Origin of the sequence: Pseudomonas paraversuta, from assembly GCF_904067025.1 — a bacterium.
GTDB lineage: Bacteria > Pseudomonadota > Gammaproteobacteria > Pseudomonadales > Pseudomonadaceae > Aquipseudomonas > Aquipseudomonas paraversuta.
Window position 1 is genome coordinate 885,467 of sequence record NZ_CAJFDA010000001.1, and the last position, 23,963, is coordinate 909,429.

The window sequence follows — 23,963 nt, forward strand, 5'->3', positions numbered from 1 at the left end:
GCGAGCTCGGCCTTGAAGACAGCGGCGCTGCCATCGCGGGCAAGCCCGCTCCCACAGGGGGGAGGGGCAGATTGCGATGCCTTTCTGTAGGAGCTGGCTTGCCAGCGAGCTCTGCCATGAAACCAGCAGCGCCGCCATCGCGGGCAGGCCCGCTCCCACAGGGGGGAGGGGCAGATTGCGATGCTGCTTTTCTGTAGGAGCTGGCTTGCCAGCGAGCTCTGCCTTGAAACCAGTGGCGCTGCCATCGCGGGCAAGCCCGCTCCCACAGTGGGAGCGGGCAGATTGCGATGCTGCTTTTCTGTAGGAACTGGCTTGCCAGCGAGCTCTGCCTTGAAGTCAGCAGCGTCGTCATCGCTGGCAAGCCCGCTCCCACAGGAGGAGGGGGCAGATTGCGATGCCTTTCTGTAGGAGCTGGCTTGCCAGCGAGCTCTGCCTTGAAACCAGCAGCGCTGCCATCGCGGGCAAGCCCGCTCCCACAGGAAGAGTGGGCAGATTGCGAGGCTTATCTGTAGGAGCTGGCTTGCCAGCGAGCTCTCAGGGGGGCGAGGTGCTCAATAGGTAAAAGCGCTGCGGTGCTTTTGCACGAAATCTTCCCAGGTCACGGGCTGGCGGCCGGTGATGGCGGGGAAGTTGTCGAAGGTCTCTTCAACCCCGGGAATCTGCCGGGCCGCCATGCGCGTGAAGTTGTCGTGCACGCAGGTCATGTAGGCCATTTCGGCTCCGGCCGCGCGCATGTTTTCCAGAAATACGTCAGGTGACTTCGCGTCGTAACGGAACGGCTGGCCCAGGACTCGGGTCATGATGGCGGCGATGTCGCCGTAGGACTGCACGTCGTAGCCCAGGCGGTAGGTCTTGCCGGCATGTTTGTGGGGGTGCAGCAAGGTTTGTGCGGCGACGCGTGCGACGTCTTCGCCATCCACCCAGCTGAAACGTGCATCGCCGGTGTATTGCTCGATAACCCCCGCTTTCACTGCCTGGGTGCCGTCGTAGCTGAGCAGGTTCTGCATGAAGCATTCAGGGCGCAGGTGGGTGAACGAAAAGCCTGACCACTCGATGTAGCGCTCCACGAACTGGTGCCAGGCCCAGTGTCCGATGGTGGTGTCGTCCCGTCCGCAGGCACCCAGGTGAACGATGTGTTGCACGCCGGCTTTTTTCGCCTGGTCCACGAAGGCTTTGCTCTGGCGCAGCATGTCCACGGTGTAGCCCGTCACCAGAAACGCGCGATCGATACCTTGCAGGGCAGGGGCCAGGGTGTGTTCCTTGTCGAAATCCATAATCACCGTGCGAATGCCTTGGGCCTCGAAAGGTTTGGCCTTGGCCGGTGAACGGACGGCGGCCACCAGGGTGATGCTGTCGTCGGCCAGCAGGTTGCGCAGGGTGTCGCCGCCGATCTGGCCGGTGGCACCGGTGATCAGCACCGTTGGTTTTTGCGGGGTCATGGGAGCGCCTGTAGGTTGAGGAGTGGCATGGGCTCCAGTTTACTGGGGAAAAACGGTCTTATTTACGATACCTTTTACCGAATGACATGAATTCAGTTCACGAATACGAGGCGGGTATGTTTACTTCCGAGCGCCTGAAGGGCATCGATGTGTTTGTCTGCGTGACCGAAGCCGGCAGCTTCAAAGCTGCTGCCGAGCGCCTGAACCTGAGCCCTTCGGCCATCAGCAAAGGCATCGCCCGACTGGAGAGCCGGCTGGAGGTGCGCCTGTTCAATCGCACCACCCGGCGTTTGTCGTTGACCGATGCCGGGGCCGCGTTCTATCGGACCTGTACCGGGGTGCTGGCCGAACTGGAAGAGGCCGAGTTGTCCATGCAGGCGGAAAATACCGAGCCGCGGGGCCGGCTGCGAATTGACCTGCCGGCAGCGTTCGGGCGTCTGCAGGCGTTGCCGGTGGTGCTGAAATTTGTGCAGCAACATGCGCTGTTGCTGCCGCACATTTCGTTTTCGGACCGCTTTATCGACCCGGTTGAAGAGGGGGTTGATATCGTCGTCCGGGTCGGCGGTTCGGATGTCTGGCCCGGTGCACTGGGGCATCGTTACCTGGGACGTGAGCGGCATGTGTTCTGCGCCGCCCCGGCTTACCTGAAGATTCACGGTACGCCGGTGACGGACCGCGACCTGGAGCATCATCAGTGTGTTGCCTATGGCCGGGCCGATGGCACGGTCAGCCCCTGGAGTTTTTCCGGCAATCGGCCCGGTGAGACCGAGCGCCGGGTGATGCCGGCCAAATACATCGTCGGTGATGGCGAAGGGCAGGTCATGACGGTGCTGGCGGGTTGCGGCATTGCGCAATTACCGACCTGGCTGATCAAGCAACAGCTGGCCGACGGGTCTTTGGTGCAGGTGCTGCCGCATCTGGCCAGCGACGGCCTGGCGATCAATCTGGTGTGGCCGAAAAGCCGCCAGGCTTTGCCCAAAGTCAGCGCTTTGCTGGATGCCCTGGCGGCCGGGCTGATGCCCCTCGACCGGTAATGGCGGCAGCGACTACCGGTTTTCGGTTACAGCGGCAGCACCCTGTCGTGGATCACGCTTTTCATCACCAGGGTCGAGACCAGCCGTTGTACGTTGGGCAGCGAGGTCAGGCGCTCGTCGTACAGTTGCTGAAAGGCCTGCAGGTCTTTGGCAATCACTTGCAGCAGGTAGTCCGGGTCGCCGAACAGTCTTTGCGCTTCGATAATCTGTGGAATCTGCGGCAAGGCCGCCTCGAAGTCGGCGACGGCCTGGCGGGTCACTTCGCGCAACGTCACAAACACAATCGCAGAAAAGCCCAGGCCCAGTTCTTTCGGCGCCAGCAGGGCCCGATAGCCCAAAATCACCCCCGACTCTTCCAGAGCCCGCACCCGCCGATGACAGGGCGAGAGGCTCAGCCCGACCCGGTCCGCCAGTTCGGTGAGAGAAAGACGGCCGTCCCCATGCAGCTCCGCGAGAATCTTTCGATCAATTCGATCCACCTGGAAGAACCTTCTAATCTGGTCACTAATGATTGGGATAAACGAAAGATAATCCTATCAGCAAATCTCTAATCTTCTACTGAGCGCATTCGCTTCATTCGGCGCATTGCACAATCCCCCCGGCTTCGTAGAAGGCAGACACTCCGTGACTCTCAGCATCCTGGCCGCCTTTTGGGCGGTGTCGTTCCTGTTCATCATCACCCCCGGCGCCGACTGGGCTTACGCGATTTCAGCCGGTATTCGCGGCCGTCGGGTTGCGCCTGCGGTCGCGGGCCTGCTCTCGGGCCACGTGCTGGCGACCCTGGTTGTGGCTGCAGGGGTCGGCGCGTTACTGGCCAGGAGTCCGTTGATCATGTCGCTGCTCACCCTCGGCGGGGCCCTGTATTTGCTGTGGCTGGGCATCAGCATGATTCGCCAGCCGTCCACCCCCGAGGCCGGGCAGATGCAGGTGGCGGATTCATGGTTTCGCTGGGCCTGGAAGGGCACGTGCGTCAGTGGCATGAACCCCAAGGTATTTCTGCTGTTTCTGGCCCTGTTGCCGCAATTCACCGACCCGTTATCGACGTGGCCGATCCCGGCGCAAATCATCGCCCTGGGTTCATTGCATGCGGTGAGTTGCGCAGTGGTTTATCTGCTGGTGGGGTTCAGCGCCCAGGCGGTATTGCAGACCCGGCCGGGGGCGGCGAAAAAGGTCAGCCGGGTGTCCGGGACGGTGATGATCCTTATCGCGCTGGGACTGCTGGCGGAGCAGGTTTTGCGTTGAGCCTGTAAGATTGCCGGCGAGCCCGACCCTGACCCCGGAGTGTGGAACCGCCCATGAAACAAACAGCATTACTGAGCCTGGCCCTGATCCTCGCAACCGGATTCACCGGCACCGCTGTGGCGGCCGGGGATGCCGAGGCGGGAGCCAGACTGTTCAGCAAAACCTGTGGCGGCTGTCACAGCATTGGCGAAAACGCCCGGGGCGGGTTCGGGCCGCAGCTCAACGGCATAATCGGCCGGCCAGCCGGGACCACGGCGGACTACCAGTACTCCGAGGCGATGAAAAACTCGGGTGTGGTGTGGACGCGGGACAAACTGGCCGCGTACATCGAAGCCCCGAAGAAAGTGGTGAGCGGTACGCGGATGATTTTCTGGGGCATCAGTGACCCCGAGAAGATCGACAATTTGCTGGCGTACCTTGAGACCTTTCAGGGGCAGTGATCACTGAATATCTTTGAGGTAGTCCCTGAGGGTCAGCAGCGGGGCGTCGAGTTGTTCCAGCGTGCGGGCGTTTTTCACATCCAGGGACAGGCGCTCGAGCTCGCGGCCCATGGGCTTGTCGGTGCCGCCCAGGGCGTTCAGGGCCAGGCCCAGGCAGGCATCGAGCTTGGCTTGAATGGCGCCGATATCGCCCTTGCGCACCAGCAGGGCAAAGACCTCGCGCTCGTAGTCCGCCATGACCAGGTCGTCACGCAATATCGGGCTTGAGCCTTCGGTCTCGTAGGCCAGTTTCAGCGCGAAAAGGGCGACTGTTTCCAGTGGCAATTCCATGAAGCGGGTTCCTGTGCTGTGGAGCGGGGCGGCGATCATCGCTGTTCTGCCGGCGAAAAAAAAGCCTTGGACCTGCGCACCCCTGAATCGGGCAGGCCCTCAGGGTGCGCCAGCCTCGGCCGGCTGCGAGCTTAGCCCCCACAACACATCCAGCACATGTTGCGTGGCCCGCTCGACATCGCCGTCACGGTGGGCAATCCCCAGTTGGCGCCACAACAGGGGCTGTAACGGGCGCATGGCGATCCGGCTGTCAGGCAGCGGGGTGCAGGCTTCATGGGGCAACAACGTGGCACCATAACCGGCCGCCACCAGGCTTTTGATTGCATCGTTGTAGTTCAGTTGAATACGCGCTGCGGGCTGGTGCCCATCGCTGGCGAACCACTCCGCGGTGAGGCGTGAGAGCCGGGTGGTGTTGTCATTCAGGATCAAGGGCTGCGCTGCCAGCCAGGCGGGGGTCACTACCTGCGGGCATTCCCCGCGCGCCGGCAGGAAGGCCATGACCGGGTCGCGCCGCCAGGGCTTGATCCGCAATTGTTTGACCGGGGTCTGTGGCAGCGCCACCAGGCCGATTTCCAGAGAGCCTTCGGCCAGCCTGTGCAAGGTTTCCCGGGAGGTGAGCACGGCGACCTGCACATCGATAGCGGGATGATGTTGGCTCAAGGTCTCCAGCGCTTGTGGCAACAACTGGGCGATGGCCCCGGTGGAGGCTCCCAGCCGCACGCGTCCGGCCAGCCCCTGCACCTGTCGCTGCACGTCCTCAAGGGCCTGCTGCGCATCTGCCAGCAGACGCCGCGCGCGTTCCACCAGGGTGGCGCCAATCGCCGATGGCTGGACCCGGCCCCGGCTGCGGGATAACAGCCTGGCGCCTACTCGCGATTCCAGATCGGCGATATGCAAACTGACCGTGGGCGGGGCCAGGTTCAGCACCCGGGCCGCCTCGGCAAACGAGCCCAGGTCGGCAATAGCCACCAGCGTGCGCAGCCGGTCCAGGCTGATTTCGCGCATGGATCATTCCTTGTTCAGAAAAACTGAAGTTAATCGTTTGGAAATTCAACTTTTCCTATCTTAGCCCCTCGCTGAAGATTGCCGCTCCTGATTTCCTGAGTTCGAGAGCATTCCATGGCAAGTCCTCTGATCTTCATCGACGGCGACCAAGGCACCACCGGGTTGCAAATTCATCAACGGCTACGGGATCGCCCCGACCTGCGTTTGATCAAGCTCGATCCCGAGCATCGCAAGGATGCCCGGCGTCGCGCCGAAATCATCAACGCCTGCGACATCGCGATTCTGTGCTTGCCCGATGACGCGGCACGGGACGCTGTAGCCAGCATCGAAAACCCTGGCGTACGGGTAATCGACGCAAGCTCGGCGCACCGTACCGATCCGCACTGGACCTATGGTTTCGCCGAGATGAACCCGCAACAGGCCCGGCGTATTGCCACGGCGCGGCGGGTCAGTAATCCCGGTTGTTATCCCACCGGGGCAATAGGGCTGCTGCGTCCGCTACTGGAGGCCGGTTTACTGCCTGGGGACTACCCGCTGACCATTAATGCCGTGTCGGGTTATTCCGGAAAGGGGCGGGCCGCAGTGGAGGAGTTTGAAGGGGAGGGTGCCACCACAGGGGCAGCATTCCAGGTGTATGGCCTGGGGCTGGCGCACAAACATGTGGCGGAGATCCAGCAGCAAAGCGGCCTGCTGCAGCGGCCGGTATTTATCCCGGCCTATGGTGCTTTTCGCCAGGGCATCGTGCTGACCATACCTTTGCAACTGCGCTTGCTGGCGCCGGGGGTGGACGGGTTGCGGTTGCACGAATGCCTTGTGCAGCACTACGCCGCTGCGGCCCATGTCCAGGTGATGGCGCTGCAGGAGGCCAAAGCCTTGACCGGCCTTGATCCGCAGGCGCTGAACGGAACTGATGATTTGCAATTGGTGGTGTGTGAAAACCAGCAGACCGGCCAGGTACTGCTGGCTGCCGTATTCGACAACCTAGGCAAGGGCGCTGCCGGAGCGGCGGTGCAGAACCTGGATTTGATGATGGCGGGGGACTAACGGAGGTTACCTGCAACTATTTTACGAGAGCGGAATGATCAACCCGGTGTCTGGATCACAGATTATCCTTCCTGTATTTATGCCCGGGATTGATTACCAGGTCTTTCGTCTGTTCGTCCAGTTCGCTGCTGTGATAGAGGTCCAGACATTTCAGAAAGTCGAAACGTACATCCTTGATTTCCGGTTCGACTAACGGGTTGTGGTAATTGCGCGCCAAATAACTATCGACCAGGGACTTGATAGCATCTGGCGCCCTTTCCAAGTCGTATTCGGTCCAGTCGCGTAATGCACTCACACTACTGCCGGCATCAATAGCAGCACTCTTGTCATTTTGGTAGGCGTTCGCGACACAGGTGGCCAGGATCATGTCTTTATAGTTCTGGGCATGGGGACGTGCCCCAGCGCCAGGAAAGCTAAACTGGCTGTTCTGTGCATGGCAAACTGACAGATAGAGGGCCAGGGCCGAAACAGTCAGGCCACCTCTCCAGATTATGTTCATGGCAAATTCCAAAAGTTAGCGCGGTCGGTGCTGTATCTCGCTTCTGGTTCATTGAAGTAACACTGGTCGTAGCAGATATTGCCATCGAATAGTGTTGCGTGGCCTTGAGCATCTGACCAGCCTGTAACTTCAAACAGGATCAGCCCCTTTCTACCGGCAAGGGATCCTCCACCAGTGGGCGGGTATTTCAGGATATCAGGTTGCCCCCAACGCTCCTCGAGGAATGCAACAAGATTCCTTACCCGGAAAAAATATTGGCGATTGTCCGCTCCTGATACTGTCTGTCCTGGAGTTTTTGGAATGTTCATGCCAGATTGATTCAAAATATAACTAATTCGAACGGCACAGGTATTACTCCAGCGCTGCTGGGGTATGGGGTTGTTGATATTCTTTTCAACATATCCACCAATTATTTGTGCAACTTTTGCGCCGGAGTTGACAGGGTCGTAAATTCGCTGTGAAGCAGCCCAGGCAACAGAGAAAAAAGGTCGAGTCATTTGTTATCCTTGGTTTTTATTTGGTCAAGCCATGCGCAATGGCAATAGCTTTGTTCATTGAGGAAGAACCCTGTGTCGGCCGCTATTTATTGTTATGTAACCAGTAGATTCGGAGTCTAAATCAGTGGGGTTTAACTTTATGTCGGTCCTTGTTTTCAACGCTTATGGTGGCGATGTATTTAAAGTTAAAGTCCATAGCGCTACTTGGCTTTCTGTCGGGTAAAGACATCCGCTGCGAATAACTCACTCTCTGCGCAATATGTAGAACAGCATTTCCAGGTGTGAATAAGCCATACATCAGGCTTATCCTATCTTTGGCTCGCTGTCGCTTTGTGCAGGGCGAATTGTCAAGTGTGCGCAGAGTTTCAGGGGCGAGTGGGTGGGGATAAAGCGCGGGCAGCGATCCATTCATGTTGTTGCTCCAGGGGTGTCAGCAGCGCTGCACCTTGATGCCGTAACCGTCGAAAATAAATCAGAGCCCTCTGAAAAATAGTCGTCCATTAAAAATTGCCACTGCGCTCCTCCAAGCCCTGATCAAAGCCATGTTCCAAGAGCATCAAGCGCTCTCGGCGATCACTCGCACCTGATTGCAATCTGGTAAGGCCAATTCATATTTTTTATAAATTGGTCTTGCCAATGTATTTTGCCGCGTGTAGTTTTCGAGCCGTGATCATCCAGGCGGCACTCACGCTGCACACAATAAGAGGAGATCCCCATGCCCTGTCTCCATCTCCCGTTGCTGCCGTTCCCCGCCCCCTGTCTCGCCTTGCCCATACCCCGTAGCCCGCGTGCTATTGCCGGAGAATAAAAATGCTGACTGTGATTTGTAACGAGCCGCGCTCGCTCACTGCTGTCCAGAGCCCGATACCCGCCCGCCAGCCCGGCGAAACCCTGATCAGGGTCAAGCGGGTGGGGGTGTGTGGCACCGACCTGCATATCTTCACCGGCAATCAGCCCTTCCTTGAATACCCGCGGGTCATGGGCCATGAGTTTTCCGGCATCGTTGAAGCCAGCGATGAAGGCAGTGGCCTGGTGGCCGGCGACGTGGTCTACGTGATGCCGTATATCTCGTGCGGCACCTGCATCGCCTGCAGCAAAGGCAAGACCAACTGCTGCACCCGGATCCAGGTACTGGGCGTGCACTGCGACGGCGCCTTTACCGAATACCTGAGCGTTGCCCATCAGTTCATCCACAAGGCTGACGGGGTGTCGCTGGATCAGGCGGCAATGATCGAGTTCCTGTCCATCGGGGCCCATGCCGTGCGTCGCTCGAACCTGCAGGCCGGGCAGCGGGTGCTGGTGGTCGGCACCGGGCCCATTGGCATGGCGGCGGCGATTTTTGCCGGGTTGCGCGGGGCCAGAGTCACGGTGCTCGACACCCGCGACGATCGTCTGGATTTTTGCCGCCAGCACCTGGGCATTCACGCCGCGGTGAAAATCGGTGAGGGCGACAAGGACGCTCTGGCCGACCTCACCGAAGGCGATTTTTATGACGTGGTATTCGACGCCACCGGTAACGCCCGGGCCATGGAGCGCGGCTTCGAATTTATCGCCCACGGCGGCACCTACGTGATGATCTCGGTGGTGCGTGACTCGATCACCTTTTCCGACCCCGAGTTCCACAAGCGCGAAGCCACCCTGATGGGCAGCCGCAACGCCACCGTCGAAGACTTCCGCTATGTCGAGCAATGCCTGCGCGACGGCTTGATTCCCGACCGGGCCCTGAACACCCATCGCATTGCACTCAGCGAGGTGGTCAATCTGTTCCCCACTTTGCTGGACCCGCAGCAAGGCGTGGTCAAAGCCATTATCGAGTGCTAGGCGATGAGCGATAACCAATTCCCGCCGATCCTGCAGTTTGGCACCAGCCGCTTTCTTCAGGCCCATGTCGATCTTTTCGTGTCCCAGGCGCTGGAGCGTGGCGCGGCCCTGGGCCGTATTGCCGTGGTGCAGACCACCGACAGCCAGGCCAGCACTGCCCGCACCGCGGCGCTGGCCAGCGGCAAGCCGTACCGGGTGCTGATCCAGGGCATCGACCAGGGTCAGGTAGTCGAACAAAACCTCCAGGCTTCGGCGATCAGCCGCGCAGTGCATGCCGCCCAGCAGTGGCCGGCGCTGCGCCAGGGCTTTGTCGAACAGGTCCGGGTGGTGATTTCCAATACCGGTGACCGCGGTTATCTGCTGGACCCGCGGGACACTCCCGTGCTGCTCGGCGCCCAGGCCCCGGCGCCGATCAGCTTCCCGGCCAAACTTCTGGTTTTGCTCCACGATCGCTGGCAGCACAACCCGCACTCCACGCTGTCGCTGTTCCCCTGTGAACTGGTGGCGCGCAATGGCGATGTGTTGCGTGATCTGCTGGTGGGCCTGGCCCGCAGCTGGGCACTGGGCGACGCATTCGAGAGCTACCTGACGCAGAACTGCCGCTGGGCCAACTCGCTGGTGGACCGCATCGTTTCCCAGGCCCTTGAGCCGGTGGGCGCGGTGGCTGAACCCTATGCGCTGTGGGCGATCGAGCGTCAGGAGGGGCTGACGCTGCCCTGCAGCCACGAAGCCATTGTGCTGACCGATGACCTCGATCATTACGAGCGGCTAAAACTGTTCACCCTGAATCTGGGCCACAGCTATCTGGCCGAGCGCTGGCTCAGTGACGGGCGCCCCGAGCACGAGACTGTGTACCAGGCCATGCATAGCCCGGCACTGCGCGCCGATCTGGAAGCACTGTGGGCCAGCGAAGTGCTCCCGGTATTCGCCGCCCTCGGTCAGCTGGATGCCGCCCGGCGCTATGTCGACAGCGTGCGCGAGCGCTTCGCCAACCCGTTCTTGCAACATCGTCTGGCTGACATCGCCGCTAACCATAAAGACAAGAAACAGCGCCGCCTTCTGCCCCTGATCGAGCTCGCTGAGCAGGTTGCGCCAGGCCTTGAGCAACCGATATTACGGGCCGTCCTGCTCAGCCAGCACTGAGCGGCGCACCAGAACCGTTGAGGATCCACCATGAACCTTGCAAGCTCATCCTTACTTGTACTGACCCCGGGAGATGACGTCGCCGTTGCCCGCGGCGACATCGCCAAGGGCCAGGAACTGTTCGCCGACGGCCTGGGCGTGACGGCGCTGGCCGATATTGCCTCAGGGCATAAAATCGCCCTGCGCGGTGTCGCCCAGGGGCAGCCGGTGCGCAAGTACGGGCAAATCATCGGCCAGGCCAGCGCTGCCTTGCGACCTGGCGACTACGTCCATGTGCACAACCTGCAGATGCCTGCGGCCAGTTCCACCCAGGCGCTGGCCAACGTCTATCAACCCACGGTTTATCACGCCGACGAGGCCCGGTTTGCCGGCTATGTACGTGCAGATGGCCGGGTCGGCACGCGCAACTACATCGGGGTGATTTCCAGCGTCAATTGCTCGGCCACGGTGTGTAAACAGATCGCTGCGACATTCGACGCCGGGCGTCTGCGCGATTACCCCAATGTTGACGGCGTGGTCGCCATCACCCATGGCAGCGGTTGCGGCATGGGCGCCAAGGGCGAGGGCATCGAGATCCTCCAGCGCACCCTGCGCGGCTATGCCGACCACGTCAATTTCGCCGGGGTACTGGTGATCGGCCTGGGCTGTGAAGTCAATCAACTGGCCCCGCTCATGCAGCAACTGGCCGATCGCCCGGCGTTGCTCAAGGCCAGCCTGGTGATCCAGGACGCCGGTGGCACCCGGGAAACGGTGCAGCGCGGGATAGCGCTGGTAGAGGCGATGCTCGACGGAGTCAACCGCCAGCAGCGCAGCAGCGTGTCGGCCAGACACCTCACCGTGGGTCTGCAATGCGGTGGCTCAGACGGATATTCGGGGATCAGCGCCAACCCGGCGCTGGGTGCGGCGGTCGACCTGGTGGTGGGCCATGGCGGCACCGCGATCCTCTCGGAAACCCCGGAAATTTATGGCGCCGAGCACCTGCTGACCGCCCGTGCTGCATCTGCGCAGGTTGCCGACAAGTTGATGAACCGCATTCATTGGTGGGAAGACTATGTACGTCAGCATGACGGCGACATGAACAACAATCCGTCCCCGGGCAACAAGGCCGGGGGCATTACCACCATTCTCGAAAAGTCTCTGGGGGCGGTGGCCAAGGCCGGCGCGACGGGGCTGATGGCGGTGTATCAGTACGGCGAGGCGATTGAACAAAACGGCCTGGTGTTCATGGATACCCCGGGCTACGACCCGGTGTCGGCCACCGGTCAGGTGGCGGGCGGGGCGAACCTGATTTGCTTTACCACCGGACGCGGCTCGACCTATGGCTGCAAGCCGACACCGTCGCTGAAAATCGCCACCAATACCCGGCTGTTTCAACGCATGTCGCTGGACATGGATTTCAATGCCGGGGCGATTGTCGACGCTGAAGAATCGGTGGCCGAGGCGGGGGCGCGTCTGTTCGAGCTGATGCTGGCAACGGCCTCTGGTCGCAAAACCTGCAGTGAAGAAAACGGGCTGGGCGACAACGAGTTTCTGCCCTGGCAAATCGGCGCGGTGATGTGACATGGGCCAACTCACCGAATCGATTGCAGTCGTTACCTGCGGCGAAGCCATGGGTCTGTTCAGCGCCCGGGATGACGGCAGCCTGCGCGAGGCCAAAGATTATGTGCGCGGCGCTGCCGGCGCCGAGTTGAATGTGGCCACCGGCCTGGCACGTCTGGGTTTTGGCGTCGGTTATATCAGCCGTCTTGGCAATGACACCCTTGGCCACTGGCTGGGCGATGTCATGGCCCGCGACGGCATTGATCACCGTTACACAGTGCTGGACCCCGCGCATCCCACCGGCCTGATGTTCAAGTCACGCCGTTCGGACGGCTGTGACCCCGACATCGAATATCACCGCAAAGGCTCGGCGGCCAGTCATCTGAGCCTGGCCGATTACCCCGGCGATTACTGCCGTGGCGCCAGGCATCTGCACATCACCGGTATCAGCCCGGCGCTGAGCGACAGCGTGCGCGAACTGATTTTTCATATGGCCGGCGATATGCGCGCGGCGGGCCGCAGTGTGTCGTTCGATCCGAATTTGCGCCCGCGGTTATGGCAATCCCAAGCCAGCATGGTGGCGTGCCTGAACGATCTGGCCGGTCTGGCTGACTGGGTCTTCCCCGGCCTGGCGGAGGGCCGGCTGCTGAGCGGCCTTGAACACCCGGCCGATATCGCCGGCTTCTACCTGGCCAAGGGCTGCTCGCTGGTGGTGCTCAAGCTGGGTGCCGAAGGTGCCTATTACGCAACCGCCAATGAGAGCGGCTACTGCCCCGGGTACCCGGTGACCCGGGTGGTGGACACCGTGGGCGCGGGTGACGGTTTCGCCGTGGGCGTGATCAGCGCCTTGCTCGAAGGTCTCGGCGTCGCCGGGGCTGTGGCCCGGGGCAATCTGATCGGCGCCCGGGTGCTGGGCTTCCCGGGTGACAGCGATGGTTTACCCACTCGCGCTGAACTCGAGAGGTTTGCAGAACAGTTCTGACACCCGCAGTAAAGATGCCTGCAGGCATCCTGGATAACACCTACTCCAACAATAAGAAGAGGTACGCTCCATGAGTTATCAAGACCTGTATGACTCGCCCGCGCTGGCGAGTGGTGTAAAGAAAGCCGCTATCCGGCTCTTGCCGTTTCTCGCACTGATGTACGCACTGGCATTTATCGACCGGGCCAACGTCGGCTTTGCCAAGATTGCCTATCAGGCCGACACCGGTATCGGCGACGCGGCCTTTGCCCTGGGGGCGGGGATCTTTTTTATCGGCTATGCGCTGTTTGAAGTGCCCAGCAACCTGATCCTGCAGCGCGTTGGCGCGCGAGTGTGGATGGCGCGAATCATGGTCACCTGGGGGCTGGTCTCGGCGTCGATGATGTTCGCCAACAGCGAAACTTCGTTCTACGTGATCCGCTTTTTGCTGGGGGTTTCTGAAGCCGGGTTCATGCCCGGGATCATCCTGTACCTGACCTACTGGTTCCCGGCCAAACAACGCTCGCGGGCCATTGGCCTGTTCTACTTCGGGGTGCCGGTAGCGATGTTGATCGGCAGTCCGCTATCGGGCTTTATCCTCGATACCCACAACCCGTTCGGTCTGGCCAACTGGCAGTGGATGTTCGTGGTTGAAGGCCTGGCCGCCTCGGTGGTCGGGGTGATTGCGTTTTTCTATCTGGCGAGCCGCCCCGGCGATGCCAAATGGCTCAGCGCCGAAGAGAAGCACGCCATGAACACCGTCATCGAAGCCGAGGAAAAGGAGAAAGGCTGCAGCAGCCACAGCTCGATTTTTGGTGTACTCAAAGACAAGCGCGTGCTGATGTTTATCGCCATCTACTTCTGCGTGCAGATCGGCAACGCCCCCCTGGCGTTCTACCTGCCGGCCAAACTGGCCTCGACCCTGGACGGTCACGTCAACACCTCGGTCGGGCTGCTACTGATGATTCCCTGGCTGTGCACCATTGTCGCCATGCGCATTGCCACGGTGTACGCCGACAAGCACAACAACCACCGGCTGGTTGCCACCTGCATGCTTGCCGTAGGCACGCTGGCCTTCGCGTCGATTTCGGTGATAAATACGCCGGTGCTGACCCTGCTGGCGTTCTGTATCGCCATTCCCGGGCTGGTGGCCAGCCAGCCGGTGTTCTGGAGTCTGCCGACCCGCCATCTGGGCGGCACCAGTGCGGCCACCGGGATCGCCTTTATCATTTCCATCGGCAATCTGGGCGGCTTTGTTTCGCCGCAGATCAAGGCCTATGCCGATAGCGTGACGGGGACCAGCAGCACCGGCTTCCAGGTGGTGGCGGCGCTGTGTTTTGTCAGCGTGTTGTTGCTGATGTTGTTGAAGCGCACCCCGTCCCGGGTAGCGACTTACCCGGCGCCGGCGGATCTGACGTCTAGTCGCTCGTAATCACGCCTTGACCTTCAAGGCCGGCCTGCACCCGCAGTTCGGCCTTGACCACCTCCATGGCCGCAGTGGGTATCCGGCCCTTGCGGCTGATCAGGCCGAATGGCATCAGGCGCGCCGAAACCGCGACCGGCAGCGCTGCCAGCACCCCCAGCTTGCTGTAGTACTCGACCAGCGACAGCGGCATCAAGGTAATCATGTCGGTCTGCTGGAGCAGCGCCACGGTCAGCATCGTCGAGGCTGTTTCGAGCTGGCTGGCGGGTGCCTGCACCTGGGCCTGGCGGAAAATCTGCTGGTAGATTTCCCGCAGCGGTGCCGGCTGCGATTGCACGATCCAGGGATAGCGGGCGAGTGTCTCCAGGTTCAGCCCGGTGCTGTGCTGCAACGGATGGCCGGTGCGCGCGACGATCTGAATCAGCTCCTCATCGAACTCCTCGAAGTTCAGTTCGTCGGTGGGCCGGCCCTGGGCGACACGGGCCACGACCAGGTCCAGCTGGTCGAGACTCAGGGCCTGCAGCAGTACGTCGCTGGTATCGATCACCACTGTGATGTTCAGCTTGGGGTGACGCCGGGTCAATTGCGCCAGGGCCCTTGGCAGCAGGTCGCCCGCCAGCGAGCCCATGGCGCCCAGGCGCAGGGTTCCGAGGTTGCCCGATTGCAGTGCGCTCATTTCTTCGTGCAGGCCGCTGAGATCGGCGAACACCAGTTGTGCATAACGAATCGCCGCCTCCCCCAGCTTGTTTGGCAGCAAGCCCTGATGGGTGCGGGTAAACAATGCCTCGCCCACCAGGTTCTCGAGCTCGTGCAGTGCCTTGGTCACCGCTGGCTGGGTCAGCGCCATGATTTGCGCGGTCTTGCGCAATGAGCCTTGTTCAGACACCACAAACAGCAACTGCAAATGGCGCATTCGCAGGCGGCTGCGCAACTGCTCGAGGGAGTTGATCATGGGGCTATTACCTGAGGTGATCGGTGTAGTCGAAACATTCAATTTCGCGTACTGGCAGCGCAGGACAGACTGCGCCCGCGGCACGAAAATAACATGAATAAGCCTGCTGCCAGCGGCAACGGCGCAGCCGGCTTCAATTTCAGGATAACCCCATGTCTACCCTCATTACCCAGGTCGCTGTACGTGACATTCGCTTCCCCACCTCCAAGAGCATGGACGGCTCGGATGCGATGAACTCGACGTCCGACTACTCCGCGACCTATGTCACGTTGCACACGGATTCGGACGATGGCCTGCAAGGCCACGGGCTGACCTTCACCATCGGTCGCGGCAACGATTTGTGCGTCGAAGCGGTCAAGGCCCTGGCCAAATTGTTTGTCACCGGCCGCACCCTGGAAAGCATCACCGACAACTTTGGCGCCTACTGGCATGAAATCGTTGCCGGTGACTGCCAGCTGCGCTGGGTCGGCCCGGAAAAGGGCGTGGTGCATCTGGCGACCGCGGCCATCATCAACGCGCTGTGGGACCTGTGGGCGAAGAAGGAGGGCAAGCCGGTCTGGAAACTGCTGGTGGACATGAGTCCCGAAGAGCTGGTGCGCTGTGTCGACTTCACCTTTATTACCGACGCGCTGACGCCCCAGGAAGCCATCGCAATGTTGCGTCGGGCGGCGCCGGGCAAGGCCGCGCGCGAACAGCAAATGCTGGATGAGGGCTACCCCGGTTACACCACCGCCGCCGGCTGGCTCGGTTACTCCGAAGAGAAAATGCGCCGCCTGGCCCGTGAAGCGGTCGAGGCCGGCTGGACGCATCTCAAGCAAAAGGTCGGGGCCGATATCGAGCAGGACATGCGCCGCGCGCAAATCCTGCGTGAAGAGCTGGGCTGGGATCGCAAGTTGATGATGGACGCCAACCAGACGTGGGACGTGGATCAGGCGGTGACCAACATGCGGCGGCTGGCCGAATTCGATCCCTGGTGGATTGAAGAACCCACCAGCCCCGACGATGTGCTTGGCCACGCAGCGATTCGCCAGCGTATCCATCCGATCGGTATCGCCACCGGCGAGCACGCGCACAACCGGGTGATGTTCAAGCAGTTCTTCCAGGCCGCTGCCATGGATTTTTGCCAGCTCGATCCGGCGCGTCTGGGGGGCCTGAACGAAGTGCTGGCGGTGGTGCTGATGGCGGCCAAATTCGGCGTGCCGGTATGCCCCCATGGCGGCGGCGTCGGCCTGTGCCAGTACTCGCAGAACATTGTGCTGTTCGATTACATAGCGGTGTCGGCGTCCCTGGAAAAACGGGTACTGGAGTATGTCGACCACCTGCACGAAAACTTTCTCGAGCCGATCGTGATCCGCCGCGGGCGCTACATGCCGCCACAACAGCCGGGGTACAGCGTGACCATGAAGGAGTCCTCGCTGGAGCACTTTGAATACCCCAATGGTCCGCAGTGGCAAGACCAGCAATAGGCTCTGTACCCAATGCCGGGAAATGACTGCCAGGCTGGCGGCGAGGTTTCTGCTGCCCGCAGCGGGCTGTGTGATAGCCTTTGGCATCATTTCCCGGACTCTGCCTCGATGGTCTCCTCGTATCCTCCTTCAGAGCGCAAGCTCTATCAGAAAATCGCCGACCGGCTGCGTGAATACATCGTCCAGGGCGACTTCAAGGTCGGCTCGCGCTTGCCTCCCGAGCGCGATCTGACCCAGTTGCTGGGGGTGTCGCGGCCGTCGCTGCGCGAGGCGCTGATTGCCCTGGAAATCGAAGGCAGTATCGAAATCAGGATGGGTTCCGGGGTCTATGTGGCTGCGCGCCTGCAAGAGGGTGGCACACGCACCGTAACCCTCGGCGAGAGCCCCAACGAGTTGATGCAGGCCCGGGCGCTGATCGAAGGCGAAGCCGTGGTGCTGGCGTGCCTGCACGGGAAAAAAAGCGATTATCGCTACCTGCAGGACTGCATCGATGCCATGCGCGCGAGCATCGAAGCCAATCGTCCGCCCCTGGCTGACGACCGCAAGTTTCACCATCGGCTGGCAAAAATGACCGGCAACTCGGCGCTGGTGCGGATCATCACCTCGCTGTTCGATGAGCGCCACAGCCCGATCTCATCGCACCTCAGCGAGCATCTGGAAAACCCAGGCACCTGGGACGCCGCGGTGATCGAACACCAGGCGATCCTGCGGGCACTGGAATGCAAAGACGTGATCGCTGCCCAGACAGCCATGCGCCAGCATTTGCTGCGCTCCGAAGCGCGCTGGCTGGTGGCGCTGGAGGCGGAGTAAGCAGGCACTTCCAGGGTTTGCCCGGTGGTTACTTGAGTCCCCCATGCTGGTTGTGAGCGTTCCTCGTTACCAGCACGGATAGGGTTGGGAGCCGGACCCTGCGCCAGCATTCAGACGATCGACCTGTCTCCAGGTATTAACCCACCATGCCAATGCCTTCAGAATGACTGAGTTCATGGACACCCTTAAAATATTGGCTTGTTCATTTATTTGATGGACTTGTCCTTTTTTAAACTTGCAGGGCAGATGTTTGATGTTGTCGGGCGGGGTGCGCAGATCAATACGAGTGACCTCGGCTTTATGTTCATTGCCATAACGGGATGTTAAAAGTGCCAGTATCACCTTGAGGTCAGACAACTGGTCGGTCCATTGCACCCAGGCTTGTTTGATTTCGCCGTTGATACTGCGGTCATGGCGGGCGGCCAGAAAAGCCAGCGATTCATAGAGGTTCTGCGGAATACTCAATTCGAGTTTGTCAGCAGGTTCAACGTTAAATGCAGGGCTGGTATTCATGGTGCTTCTTCCTCCTTGAGTGTGGGGTATATTCCTAAGGCAACATTGTTTTTATTGGCGTCGCGGGTTAGAAAAGTCCGTTGCTAAAGCCGATAAGCAGCCGTCACCAACCCTTAAACTATCGAGTTTAATGGTTGGTTTAAAATATAGTTAAATCAGTGTTATCGGTATCGCCCATGCCCGTGCAAAGGGGGCTGATTTTAGTTCTATTTTTATAACGGTTGTCCGGTTTTAGACTTGACTACTATAACTTAAGCCAAATAGTTAATCCAAACCTATCCATTTTTCTTGAACGGGTCGAGTCACTGTAGTTACCTGTCTGAGGCGCAGGGTTCAATGGCTTATTTAAAGGTGACATCAATATTCGCAGAGGCTCGAAAGGGGCCGACTTTCGGATTGGTATTGAGCCACTTCAAGCTCGCCAGAAAGTTTTTCCTGACGCTTGAGCCATTCACCAGTCCCATTTCCACGGGGGTATTCATCGGGATGAAGGTCATCGGCGTGTCTTGTTGTGACAGTAAAATTCCGAAGCCGCTGTCGCTGGTCGGCAGAATGGTCGTGGTGTCCTGCACGGGGTAAGTCGAGCTGAAACTGGCGTTCAATACCTGGCCCTGGCAGTCCTGGCCACTCTCCGGGCCCGAGGTGTCGGCAGTCACGGAAAAGGGCACCTGTTTCTCTATAAAACCGACCCGCGCATTCTGCCGCGGGATGCTGCCAAAGTTTACCGCCGAGCCATTATTGGCACTGACCGTTATTTTCGGATTGCAGGAGATGAAACGGATATTGCCCAACCCGGAAATATAAGCGTTGAAGTTACTGTCGGCGACATTATTAAGCCCGCCTACACCGTCGACCTGAAACAAGGAATAAGCACCGGTGTTGGTGATCTTGCCGCCCGCAGGCGGCGGTGCTCCCGTGGCCTTGATATAGATTGAATACGACACGGTTATACTGAGCGACTGTGCCGGGGATAAACATCGGCTGCCCTGTTTGCGGCAGCGGGTTCCGGGGCCGACATCCTGTCTCGCGGAATTGACCAATTTGTAATCGATGCTGTTGTAGTTGACCCCGACTTCAATTGAATTATGAATATTCTTCAAATTCATTTTAGGGTCCCAATACAGATAGGCATTTTCCCCGGCGGGTTTGTTTCGGTCATCCGTACACTGGAAAGTTGAAGTGAATGTCGGGGAACGCCACAACAAGGCGCCCGCTGCTGTATTGGCAGTCGAGACCCTGATTAACTGGGCCAGCACAATATCCTGGCGAATATTGCCGTTTTCTTTACATGACAAGGCATGGCTGCTCTGCGAGAACAGTCCCAACATGATCATCAATCCGGCAGCGAGCCCCGGACGGTTATGCTTCAACAAGAAAAACATGGACTTTCCTTTTATGGTGTTACGCAGACCAGCGAAAGTTCTTGATAGCCCGTGGCCTTTTCGCCCATGGGTTTCAACTCAGGCACCTGTAACGAGCAACTTTCGCTTGGGTCTTCTCCCCACTTGACCATCAACCGGTCACCTGCAGAGGCACCCGAGATGTAAATATCTCCGTTGGTGCCCACGGTGCCGCTGTTCTTGCCTGACGCGCTGAAAATACTGGCGCCCAGGGGCGGGGAGTCAGCGTCATTGATCTTGCTGTGTACCAGCAGGCTTTGGCCGGTATGTGTTTCAAACTTCACATGGGAAATGGCGCCACGTGTGGGCACTACATCTTTGGAGGCCAGGGGAATATCCAGGCCACTGCCAATGTCTTCGGTGCGCAGCGCAACACGGTTGTGGCGATACGGGGTGGCAGAGGTCATGACCGCATACCCGGAGCCGTCGATCGCCACGCCGGGCTGGTTTTCCAGACGCACGCCCTTGGCATCTTCGGCTTCAATCAACACGAAGGTGTTCTGCAGCGGTTGGGTCAGCGTGATCCCTCCCGGGTGGGCGACGATGCCGCCGGACACACCCAGCGAAGTTTGCTGATATTCGTTGCTGTAGCTGTAACCCGCGTTGATCAGGCCCTTGCTCCCCTGATAGCCGATGTTGGCCGAGGACGTCTGCCCGGAATATTCGTCGTGTCCGGTCTGCACCACGTAATTGAGCCGGTTGTCGTCCAGTGCAGAACCACTCAGGCCAGTGCTGTAGGTGTTACCCGACTGCTTGCTGTGACCGACACTGAAACTGGCATTCATGTCGGACGATTCCTTGCGCAAAAAGCTGAACGGAATCGAGACGGTCAGGTTGAGGCTGCGGTCCTTGTAGCCATAGTTACTGCGGCTGTCCTGATAAAAAACCCCATAGCTGGTGTTTTTGTAGCTGCTGTTAAAGCCCGCTTGCAGGGTTCGATCCTCACCGCTGCCGCCCCAGTAAGACTGGTTGCTCAGGTTGGCATACAGGGTCGAACTGCCCCCAAGGCGCTGATTGACCGACAGTTCCACACGCTGGCGTTTATTGCCGAAGGTATCGGTGTAATAGGTGCGGCGACGGGACTCGGCCCAACCCGGAACCCCCAGGTTGTCATTGTCGTTTTCGTCGTAGTACTCGTTGCGGTAAGCCCCGTTTTCATAACGGTCGCGTTCGGCAACGGCATCAGTGAAATCGTAATAACCCGAGGTCGAGTAACGGTAGCCGGCAATGCGAAACTCAGTGCCCAGGTTGTTCAGCGACTTGGAGTACAGGAAGCGCACGCTCTGCCCCTGCTTGCTGTCACCACTGGCCAGGTCGGTATCGGAAAAAGACGCGTCGACCGACACGGCGCCCCAGTTACCCAGGTTTTTACCCAGGCCGGCGACGGCCGAACGATAGTTCTGCGCCATCATCAGGCCGCCGTAGGGCGTGATGTCGTACGCCATCCCGGCGGACAAGGTGCCTTGTACAAAGTTGGGTTTATAGCGGGTGGTGCCATCGTGATACTTGCCCGCTGTCAGCTGATAGTCCCAGATCCCCTCCCGCAACATATTGGGTACTGAAGAAAAGGGCAGGCTGAAACTGCTTCTGGAGCCATTGGCTTCAATGACCGTGACATCCAGATTGCCGCTCAAAGTGCTCGGGTAAATATCGGTCAGGGCAAAGGGCCCAGGAGGCACATTGGTGCTGTAGATGGTGTAACCGTTCTGCCGGACTTCAACCCGGGCACTGGTCAGCGCTACGCCATGTACCACCGGGGCATATCCGCGCAGGCTCTCGGGCAACATATCATTGGCGCTGGACAACTGCACGCCACGGAATTGAACACTGTCAAAAACGTTATTGTCGGTGTTGGTCTGACCGATCACCAGGCGGCTGCGCAAGGACACAATATCCGTTTGTGCCCAGGTCGAAATGTTATCGAAACTGGAGCCCGCACCCGATTGCTGGCTGAGCGTCGAGTTGTTGCGCAAACGCCAGTTGCCGAGATTGACCCCGCTGTTGAGGCTCAGGAACGAGTAGTCAGAGGTTTTGTCTGCCTGATTATTGCCATAGTGGTTGTGGCTGCCGTTGAAGTTGTAGTTAACAAAACCGGCATTGATGCCACGGTCATACACCTTGGGTGAAATGGAGCCTTGTGCCCGTGGCGCCAGATACAGCTGCGGCACATCGATATCCAGGTGCTGCAGTGCCGCGTCATAGTTCAGCTTTGTGCCCGGAACTTGCTGGTTCAAGGCAAAGCAATCGCTGGCATCCTGCACTTGGCGGTCGCTGAGCTTGATGCCATAGCCCTGGTAGTCCTGTGCTGACAGGCACGGCACTATGGGCTGGTCCGGGGCCGCTTTCCTGAATTCGACATCGCGATGGTCAACACGCTGGCCATTCAAATAAATATCGAACGGATAGTGCCCGGGAAGGATGTCATCGCTGCCGGATAAAGCGCTGACCTGGGCGATAGAGTCGTTGCCACGGATAAAGGAGGTATTGAACTGTTCGGTGGCCATGGCAACAGGAGAAAGCAAAAATGGCACAATAAAAAAATAACCTGCGCTGTGACCCATATTGGTGTTGCGTGCCAGCGTGGACGTTGCTGTTTTGTTGTGTACCACTTTGTGTATCCCCTGAATAACCTGACTCAATTTAACGAGACATTTTTAATCTCGGTATGGCCACCATAATTATTGATATAGGTAAACGACAGGCCATTGGCGGACTGAGCATCGGGTGGCAGTGTTATATTCAAACTGTCGTAAGGTTTCACCATGTCGGCATTGACTTTCCAGGTCTTGTTACCCTGGTTAAGCGTCAATACACCCAGGGTCACGTGCAGGGGGCCGTTATTAGTCACGATTAACTTCTGCCCTTGATGCTGCCACTTCAAGGCTTGCGCCTCAGCCTGCAAGTTGGTTTTTAACACCTCAGGGCGATAAAACAATTTAATCCGGGTGCGAATTGCAACTTGCAGCACGTTCTCCTGTTTCGGCGCCGGCGGAATTTCCTGTACGTTGATCCAGAACAACGATTCGCGATCCTGCGGTAATCCTTCGCCTGAATAGATAAAGCGCAAAATGGCGTCTTTATCCGGGGCCAGCTTTAAAATAGGGGGTGTCACAATGATCGGTATATTCTGCGGTATGCGACTCGCATCCCCCGTATCCAGCCAGCTTTGAACCATATAGGTCGCGTCGCTGTCATTATGGATAGAGAGTGATGTCGATTGATTTTCACTGTTATAAATAACCCGCGTTGCGTCCACCTGAATGCCAGCAAACGTGTTCGCGGAACAGGCGAGCAAAGCACACAAGAGTACTTTTTTCATAAAGGTTTCAGCGCTCGGAAATAGGCCGTCCTTGGCCAGTAATGCTCCAGCGGGTTTAATTACTTGTATTCGATAGAGAAGGTAGCGGTCGAGTTCGCCTGGCCGGCAGTCACCACGTCCTGGTAGGACTTGTAGCGGGCGCGCAGGTTGAATGTGGCAGAACCCGGGTTGGCGCCGTCAGCGGCAACAGTGACCAGCGCCGGGCTGGTAACATCCTGGCTGATTGGCAGCGTGGCGCCATTGTGGTCCAGGACTTCAATACCTACACCGGCTGCACCGCCGGTAACGGCCAGCAACTCAGGATGACCGGCAGGGGTGTTGCCATCAAAGCGCAAGGTGTAATCACCGGCTTCACACTTTTCCAGATTGATATCGAACGCTTTGGCACCGCTGGTGGAGCCTGAAGTCGGGAATGCTGTAGTCGGGTACTTGCCCAGGTAAACTTGCTTGTTTTGGTCGCGATCTGAAACTTTACAGGTGGACTGTACGATTTCACCGGTAAAGGCAACATTGCCATTTGCAGCCACTGCAGTGTAAGCAGTAACGGACAGGCTCAGTGCAGCCAGGGACACTAGAATTTTTTTCATGTTTTATTACTCATCAAATAGAGAATCAAGTAAACAGCCAGCAGAACTGCCCGGAACAAACTCGTAACTAAGCGGTGATTGAATTCACAGAAAAACCAATAATCACCATGCGAGCGCGTTCAGCAATGGCAAGGGCCATTGCTTCCAGGAACTATCGATTACGCTGTGTGAGGTCGTTTAATGTCGAATAACACACTTCTGTGTGCTGATGGCATCAACATGTTTTATGACCGGGGAAGATTATTACCGGGGGCAAACTGTCGTGTCAATACAATGGCAGAGTTGCGGATTGTTTGAGGGGTTGTCGTTTTTTTGACGTTATATGTAATGCTGGATAATAATTTTTATCGGGAAGTTGTAATTAAGACTCTTTTAAATCCCACATTGCATGAGCGTGATAAACAGAAAATCGTATGCTGGATAAGGCATTAGCTGCGGTGTTGGAACGATAGTGCAATTTGCCTGCAAGGTGCCGGATCGCCAAAAAATGGGCAGCTTT

Annotated in this window: 23 protein-coding genes; 11 read left to right on the forward strand and 12 right to left on the reverse strand. The window is 58.8% G+C overall.

Annotated elements, in window-relative coordinates; genetic code table 11:
* Positions 1-551: 551 nt before the first annotated feature.
* Entirely contained in the window at positions 552-1,439 is an 888-nt protein-coding gene (locus JQ848_RS04235) for an SDR family oxidoreductase (RefSeq protein ID WP_202210291.1), read from the reverse strand.
* 116 nt (positions 1,440-1,555) lie between these two features.
* Here JQ848_RS04235 and JQ848_RS04240 point away from each other — a divergent pair, with 116 nt between their 5' ends.
* Positions 1,556-2,473, forward strand: a complete 918-nt coding sequence (locus JQ848_RS04240) for a LysR family transcriptional regulator (RefSeq protein WP_003443475.1) — start codon at positions 1,556-1,558, stop codon at positions 2,471-2,473.
* Between the two features lie 26 nt (positions 2,474-2,499).
* On the opposite strand, the gene JQ848_RS04245 is transcribed toward JQ848_RS04240, so the two are convergent.
* Entirely contained in the window at positions 2,500-2,952 is a 453-nt protein-coding gene (locus JQ848_RS04245) for an Lrp/AsnC family transcriptional regulator (protein ID WP_029612224.1), read from the reverse strand.
* A 145-nt stretch (positions 2,953-3,097) separates the two neighbouring features.
* On the opposite strand from JQ848_RS04245, the gene JQ848_RS04250 reads away from it, so the two are divergent.
* Together JQ848_RS04250 and JQ848_RS04255 are read left to right on the forward strand one after the other, a co-directional pair.
* Positions 3,098-3,715 carry a LysE family translocator gene (locus tag JQ848_RS04250; protein ID WP_127196095.1) on the forward strand — a complete coding sequence of 206 codons (618 nt, stop codon included), beginning with the start codon at positions 3,098-3,100 and terminating at the stop codon, positions 3,713-3,715.
* Positions 3,716-3,768: 53 nt separating this feature from the next.
* Complete coding sequence (locus JQ848_RS04255) at positions 3,769-4,155, forward strand: c-type cytochrome (protein ID WP_003443457.1); 387 nt, start codon at positions 3,769-3,771, stop codon at positions 4,153-4,155.
* On the opposite strand, the gene JQ848_RS04260 is transcribed toward JQ848_RS04255, so the two are convergent.
* Complete coding sequence (locus JQ848_RS04260; protein ID WP_003443445.1) at positions 4,156-4,485, reverse strand: hypothetical protein; 330 nt, start codon at positions 4,483-4,485, stop codon at positions 4,156-4,158.
* Between the two features lie 99 nt (positions 4,486-4,584).
* The gene (locus JQ848_RS04265) at positions 4,585-5,490 is read right to left on the reverse strand and encodes a LysR family transcriptional regulator (protein ID WP_010655601.1); all 906 of its coding nucleotides are present in this window, start codon (positions 5,488-5,490) and stop codon (positions 4,585-4,587) included.
* A gap of 114 nt (positions 5,491-5,604) precedes the next feature.
* Here JQ848_RS04265 and argC point away from each other — a divergent pair, with 114 nt between their 5' ends.
* Positions 5,605-6,534: an N-acetyl-gamma-glutamyl-phosphate reductase gene (gene argC / locus JQ848_RS04270; protein WP_202210292.1), complete on the forward strand. Its 930-nt coding sequence runs from the start codon at positions 5,605-5,607 to the stop codon at positions 6,532-6,534.
* Between the two features lie 55 nt (positions 6,535-6,589).
* On the opposite strand, the gene JQ848_RS04275 is transcribed toward argC, so the two are convergent.
* Both JQ848_RS04275 and JQ848_RS04280 read right to left on the reverse strand, forming a co-directional pair.
* Positions 6,590-7,033 carry a type VI secretion system amidase immunity protein Tai4 gene (locus JQ848_RS04275; RefSeq protein WP_003443442.1) on the reverse strand — a complete coding sequence of 148 codons (444 nt, stop codon included), beginning with the start codon at positions 7,031-7,033 and terminating at the stop codon, positions 6,590-6,592.
* Entirely contained in the window at positions 7,030-7,530 is a 501-nt protein-coding gene (locus JQ848_RS04280; protein WP_161718275.1) for a type VI secretion system amidase effector protein Tae4, read from the reverse strand. Before JQ848_RS04280 ends, JQ848_RS04275 begins: the two co-directional genes overlap by 4 nt.
* 810 nt (positions 7,531-8,340) lie before the next feature.
* On the opposite strand from JQ848_RS04280, the gene JQ848_RS04285 reads away from it, so the two are divergent.
* From JQ848_RS04285 to JQ848_RS04305, 5 genes are all read left to right on the forward strand, one after another.
* Positions 8,341-9,351, forward strand: coding sequence for a zinc-binding alcohol dehydrogenase family protein (locus JQ848_RS04285; protein WP_003443440.1), 1,011 nt, complete (start codon positions 8,341-8,343; stop codon positions 9,349-9,351).
* A 3-nt stretch (positions 9,352-9,354) separates the two neighbouring features.
* Positions 9,355-10,494, forward strand: coding sequence for a mannitol dehydrogenase family protein (locus JQ848_RS04290; RefSeq protein WP_202210293.1), 1,140 nt, complete (start codon positions 9,355-9,357; stop codon positions 10,492-10,494).
* A gap of 30 nt (positions 10,495-10,524) precedes the next feature.
* Positions 10,525-12,054, forward strand: coding sequence for a UxaA family hydrolase (locus tag JQ848_RS04295; protein ID WP_202210294.1), 1,530 nt, complete (start codon positions 10,525-10,527; stop codon positions 12,052-12,054).
* A gap of 1 nt (position 12,055) precedes the next feature.
* Positions 12,056-13,015, forward strand: coding sequence for a sugar kinase (locus tag JQ848_RS04300; protein ID WP_202210295.1), 960 nt, complete (start codon positions 12,056-12,058; stop codon positions 13,013-13,015).
* A gap of 70 nt (positions 13,016-13,085) precedes the next feature.
* Positions 13,086-14,426 (forward strand): MFS transporter, encoded by a 1,341-nt coding sequence (locus JQ848_RS04305; protein WP_003443425.1) that lies wholly within the window; start codon positions 13,086-13,088, stop codon positions 14,424-14,426.
* Here the strand turns inward: JQ848_RS04305 and JQ848_RS04310 are convergent.
* Positions 14,413-15,369: a LysR family transcriptional regulator gene (locus JQ848_RS04310; RefSeq protein WP_202210296.1), complete on the reverse strand. Its 957-nt coding sequence runs from the start codon at positions 15,367-15,369 to the stop codon at positions 14,413-14,415. The genes JQ848_RS04305 and JQ848_RS04310 overlap by 14 nt on opposite strands.
* Positions 15,370-15,521: 152 nt before the next feature.
* Here JQ848_RS04310 and JQ848_RS04315 point away from each other — a divergent pair, with 152 nt between their 5' ends.
* Both JQ848_RS04315 and JQ848_RS04320 read left to right on the forward strand, forming a co-directional pair.
* Entirely contained in the window at positions 15,522-16,835 is a 1,314-nt protein-coding gene (locus tag JQ848_RS04315; protein WP_160626822.1) for an L-fuconate dehydratase, read from the forward strand.
* 108 nt (positions 16,836-16,943) lie between these two features.
* Complete coding sequence (locus JQ848_RS04320) at positions 16,944-17,645, forward strand: FadR/GntR family transcriptional regulator (protein ID WP_003443407.1); 702 nt, start codon at positions 16,944-16,946, stop codon at positions 17,643-17,645.
* Positions 17,646-17,711: 66 nt separating this feature from the next.
* Here the strand turns inward: JQ848_RS04320 and JQ848_RS04325 are convergent, their stop codons facing one another.
* The 5 genes from JQ848_RS04325 to JQ848_RS04345 form a co-directional block, all read right to left on the reverse strand.
* Positions 17,712-18,158: a hypothetical protein gene (locus tag JQ848_RS04325; RefSeq protein WP_003443405.1), complete on the reverse strand. Its 447-nt coding sequence runs from the start codon at positions 18,156-18,158 to the stop codon at positions 17,712-17,714.
* A gap of 341 nt (positions 18,159-18,499) precedes the next feature.
* Entirely contained in the window at positions 18,500-19,540 is a 1,041-nt protein-coding gene (locus JQ848_RS04330) for a fimbrial protein (RefSeq protein ID WP_003443404.1), read from the reverse strand.
* A gap of 11 nt (positions 19,541-19,551) precedes the next feature.
* Positions 19,552-22,089 (reverse strand): fimbria/pilus outer membrane usher protein, encoded by a 2,538-nt coding sequence (locus JQ848_RS04335; RefSeq protein ID WP_235972404.1) that lies wholly within the window; start codon positions 22,087-22,089, stop codon positions 19,552-19,554.
* A gap of 104 nt (positions 22,090-22,193) precedes the next feature.
* A complete protein-coding gene (locus tag JQ848_RS04340) occupies positions 22,194-22,877 on the reverse strand; it encodes a fimbrial biogenesis chaperone (RefSeq protein ID WP_202210298.1) in 684 nt (227 codons plus the stop codon).
* 59 nt (positions 22,878-22,936) lie between these two features.
* Positions 22,937-23,464: a fimbrial protein gene (locus tag JQ848_RS04345; RefSeq protein ID WP_202210299.1), complete on the reverse strand. Its 528-nt coding sequence runs from the start codon at positions 23,462-23,464 to the stop codon at positions 22,937-22,939.
* Positions 23,465-23,963: the final 499 nt, after the last annotated feature.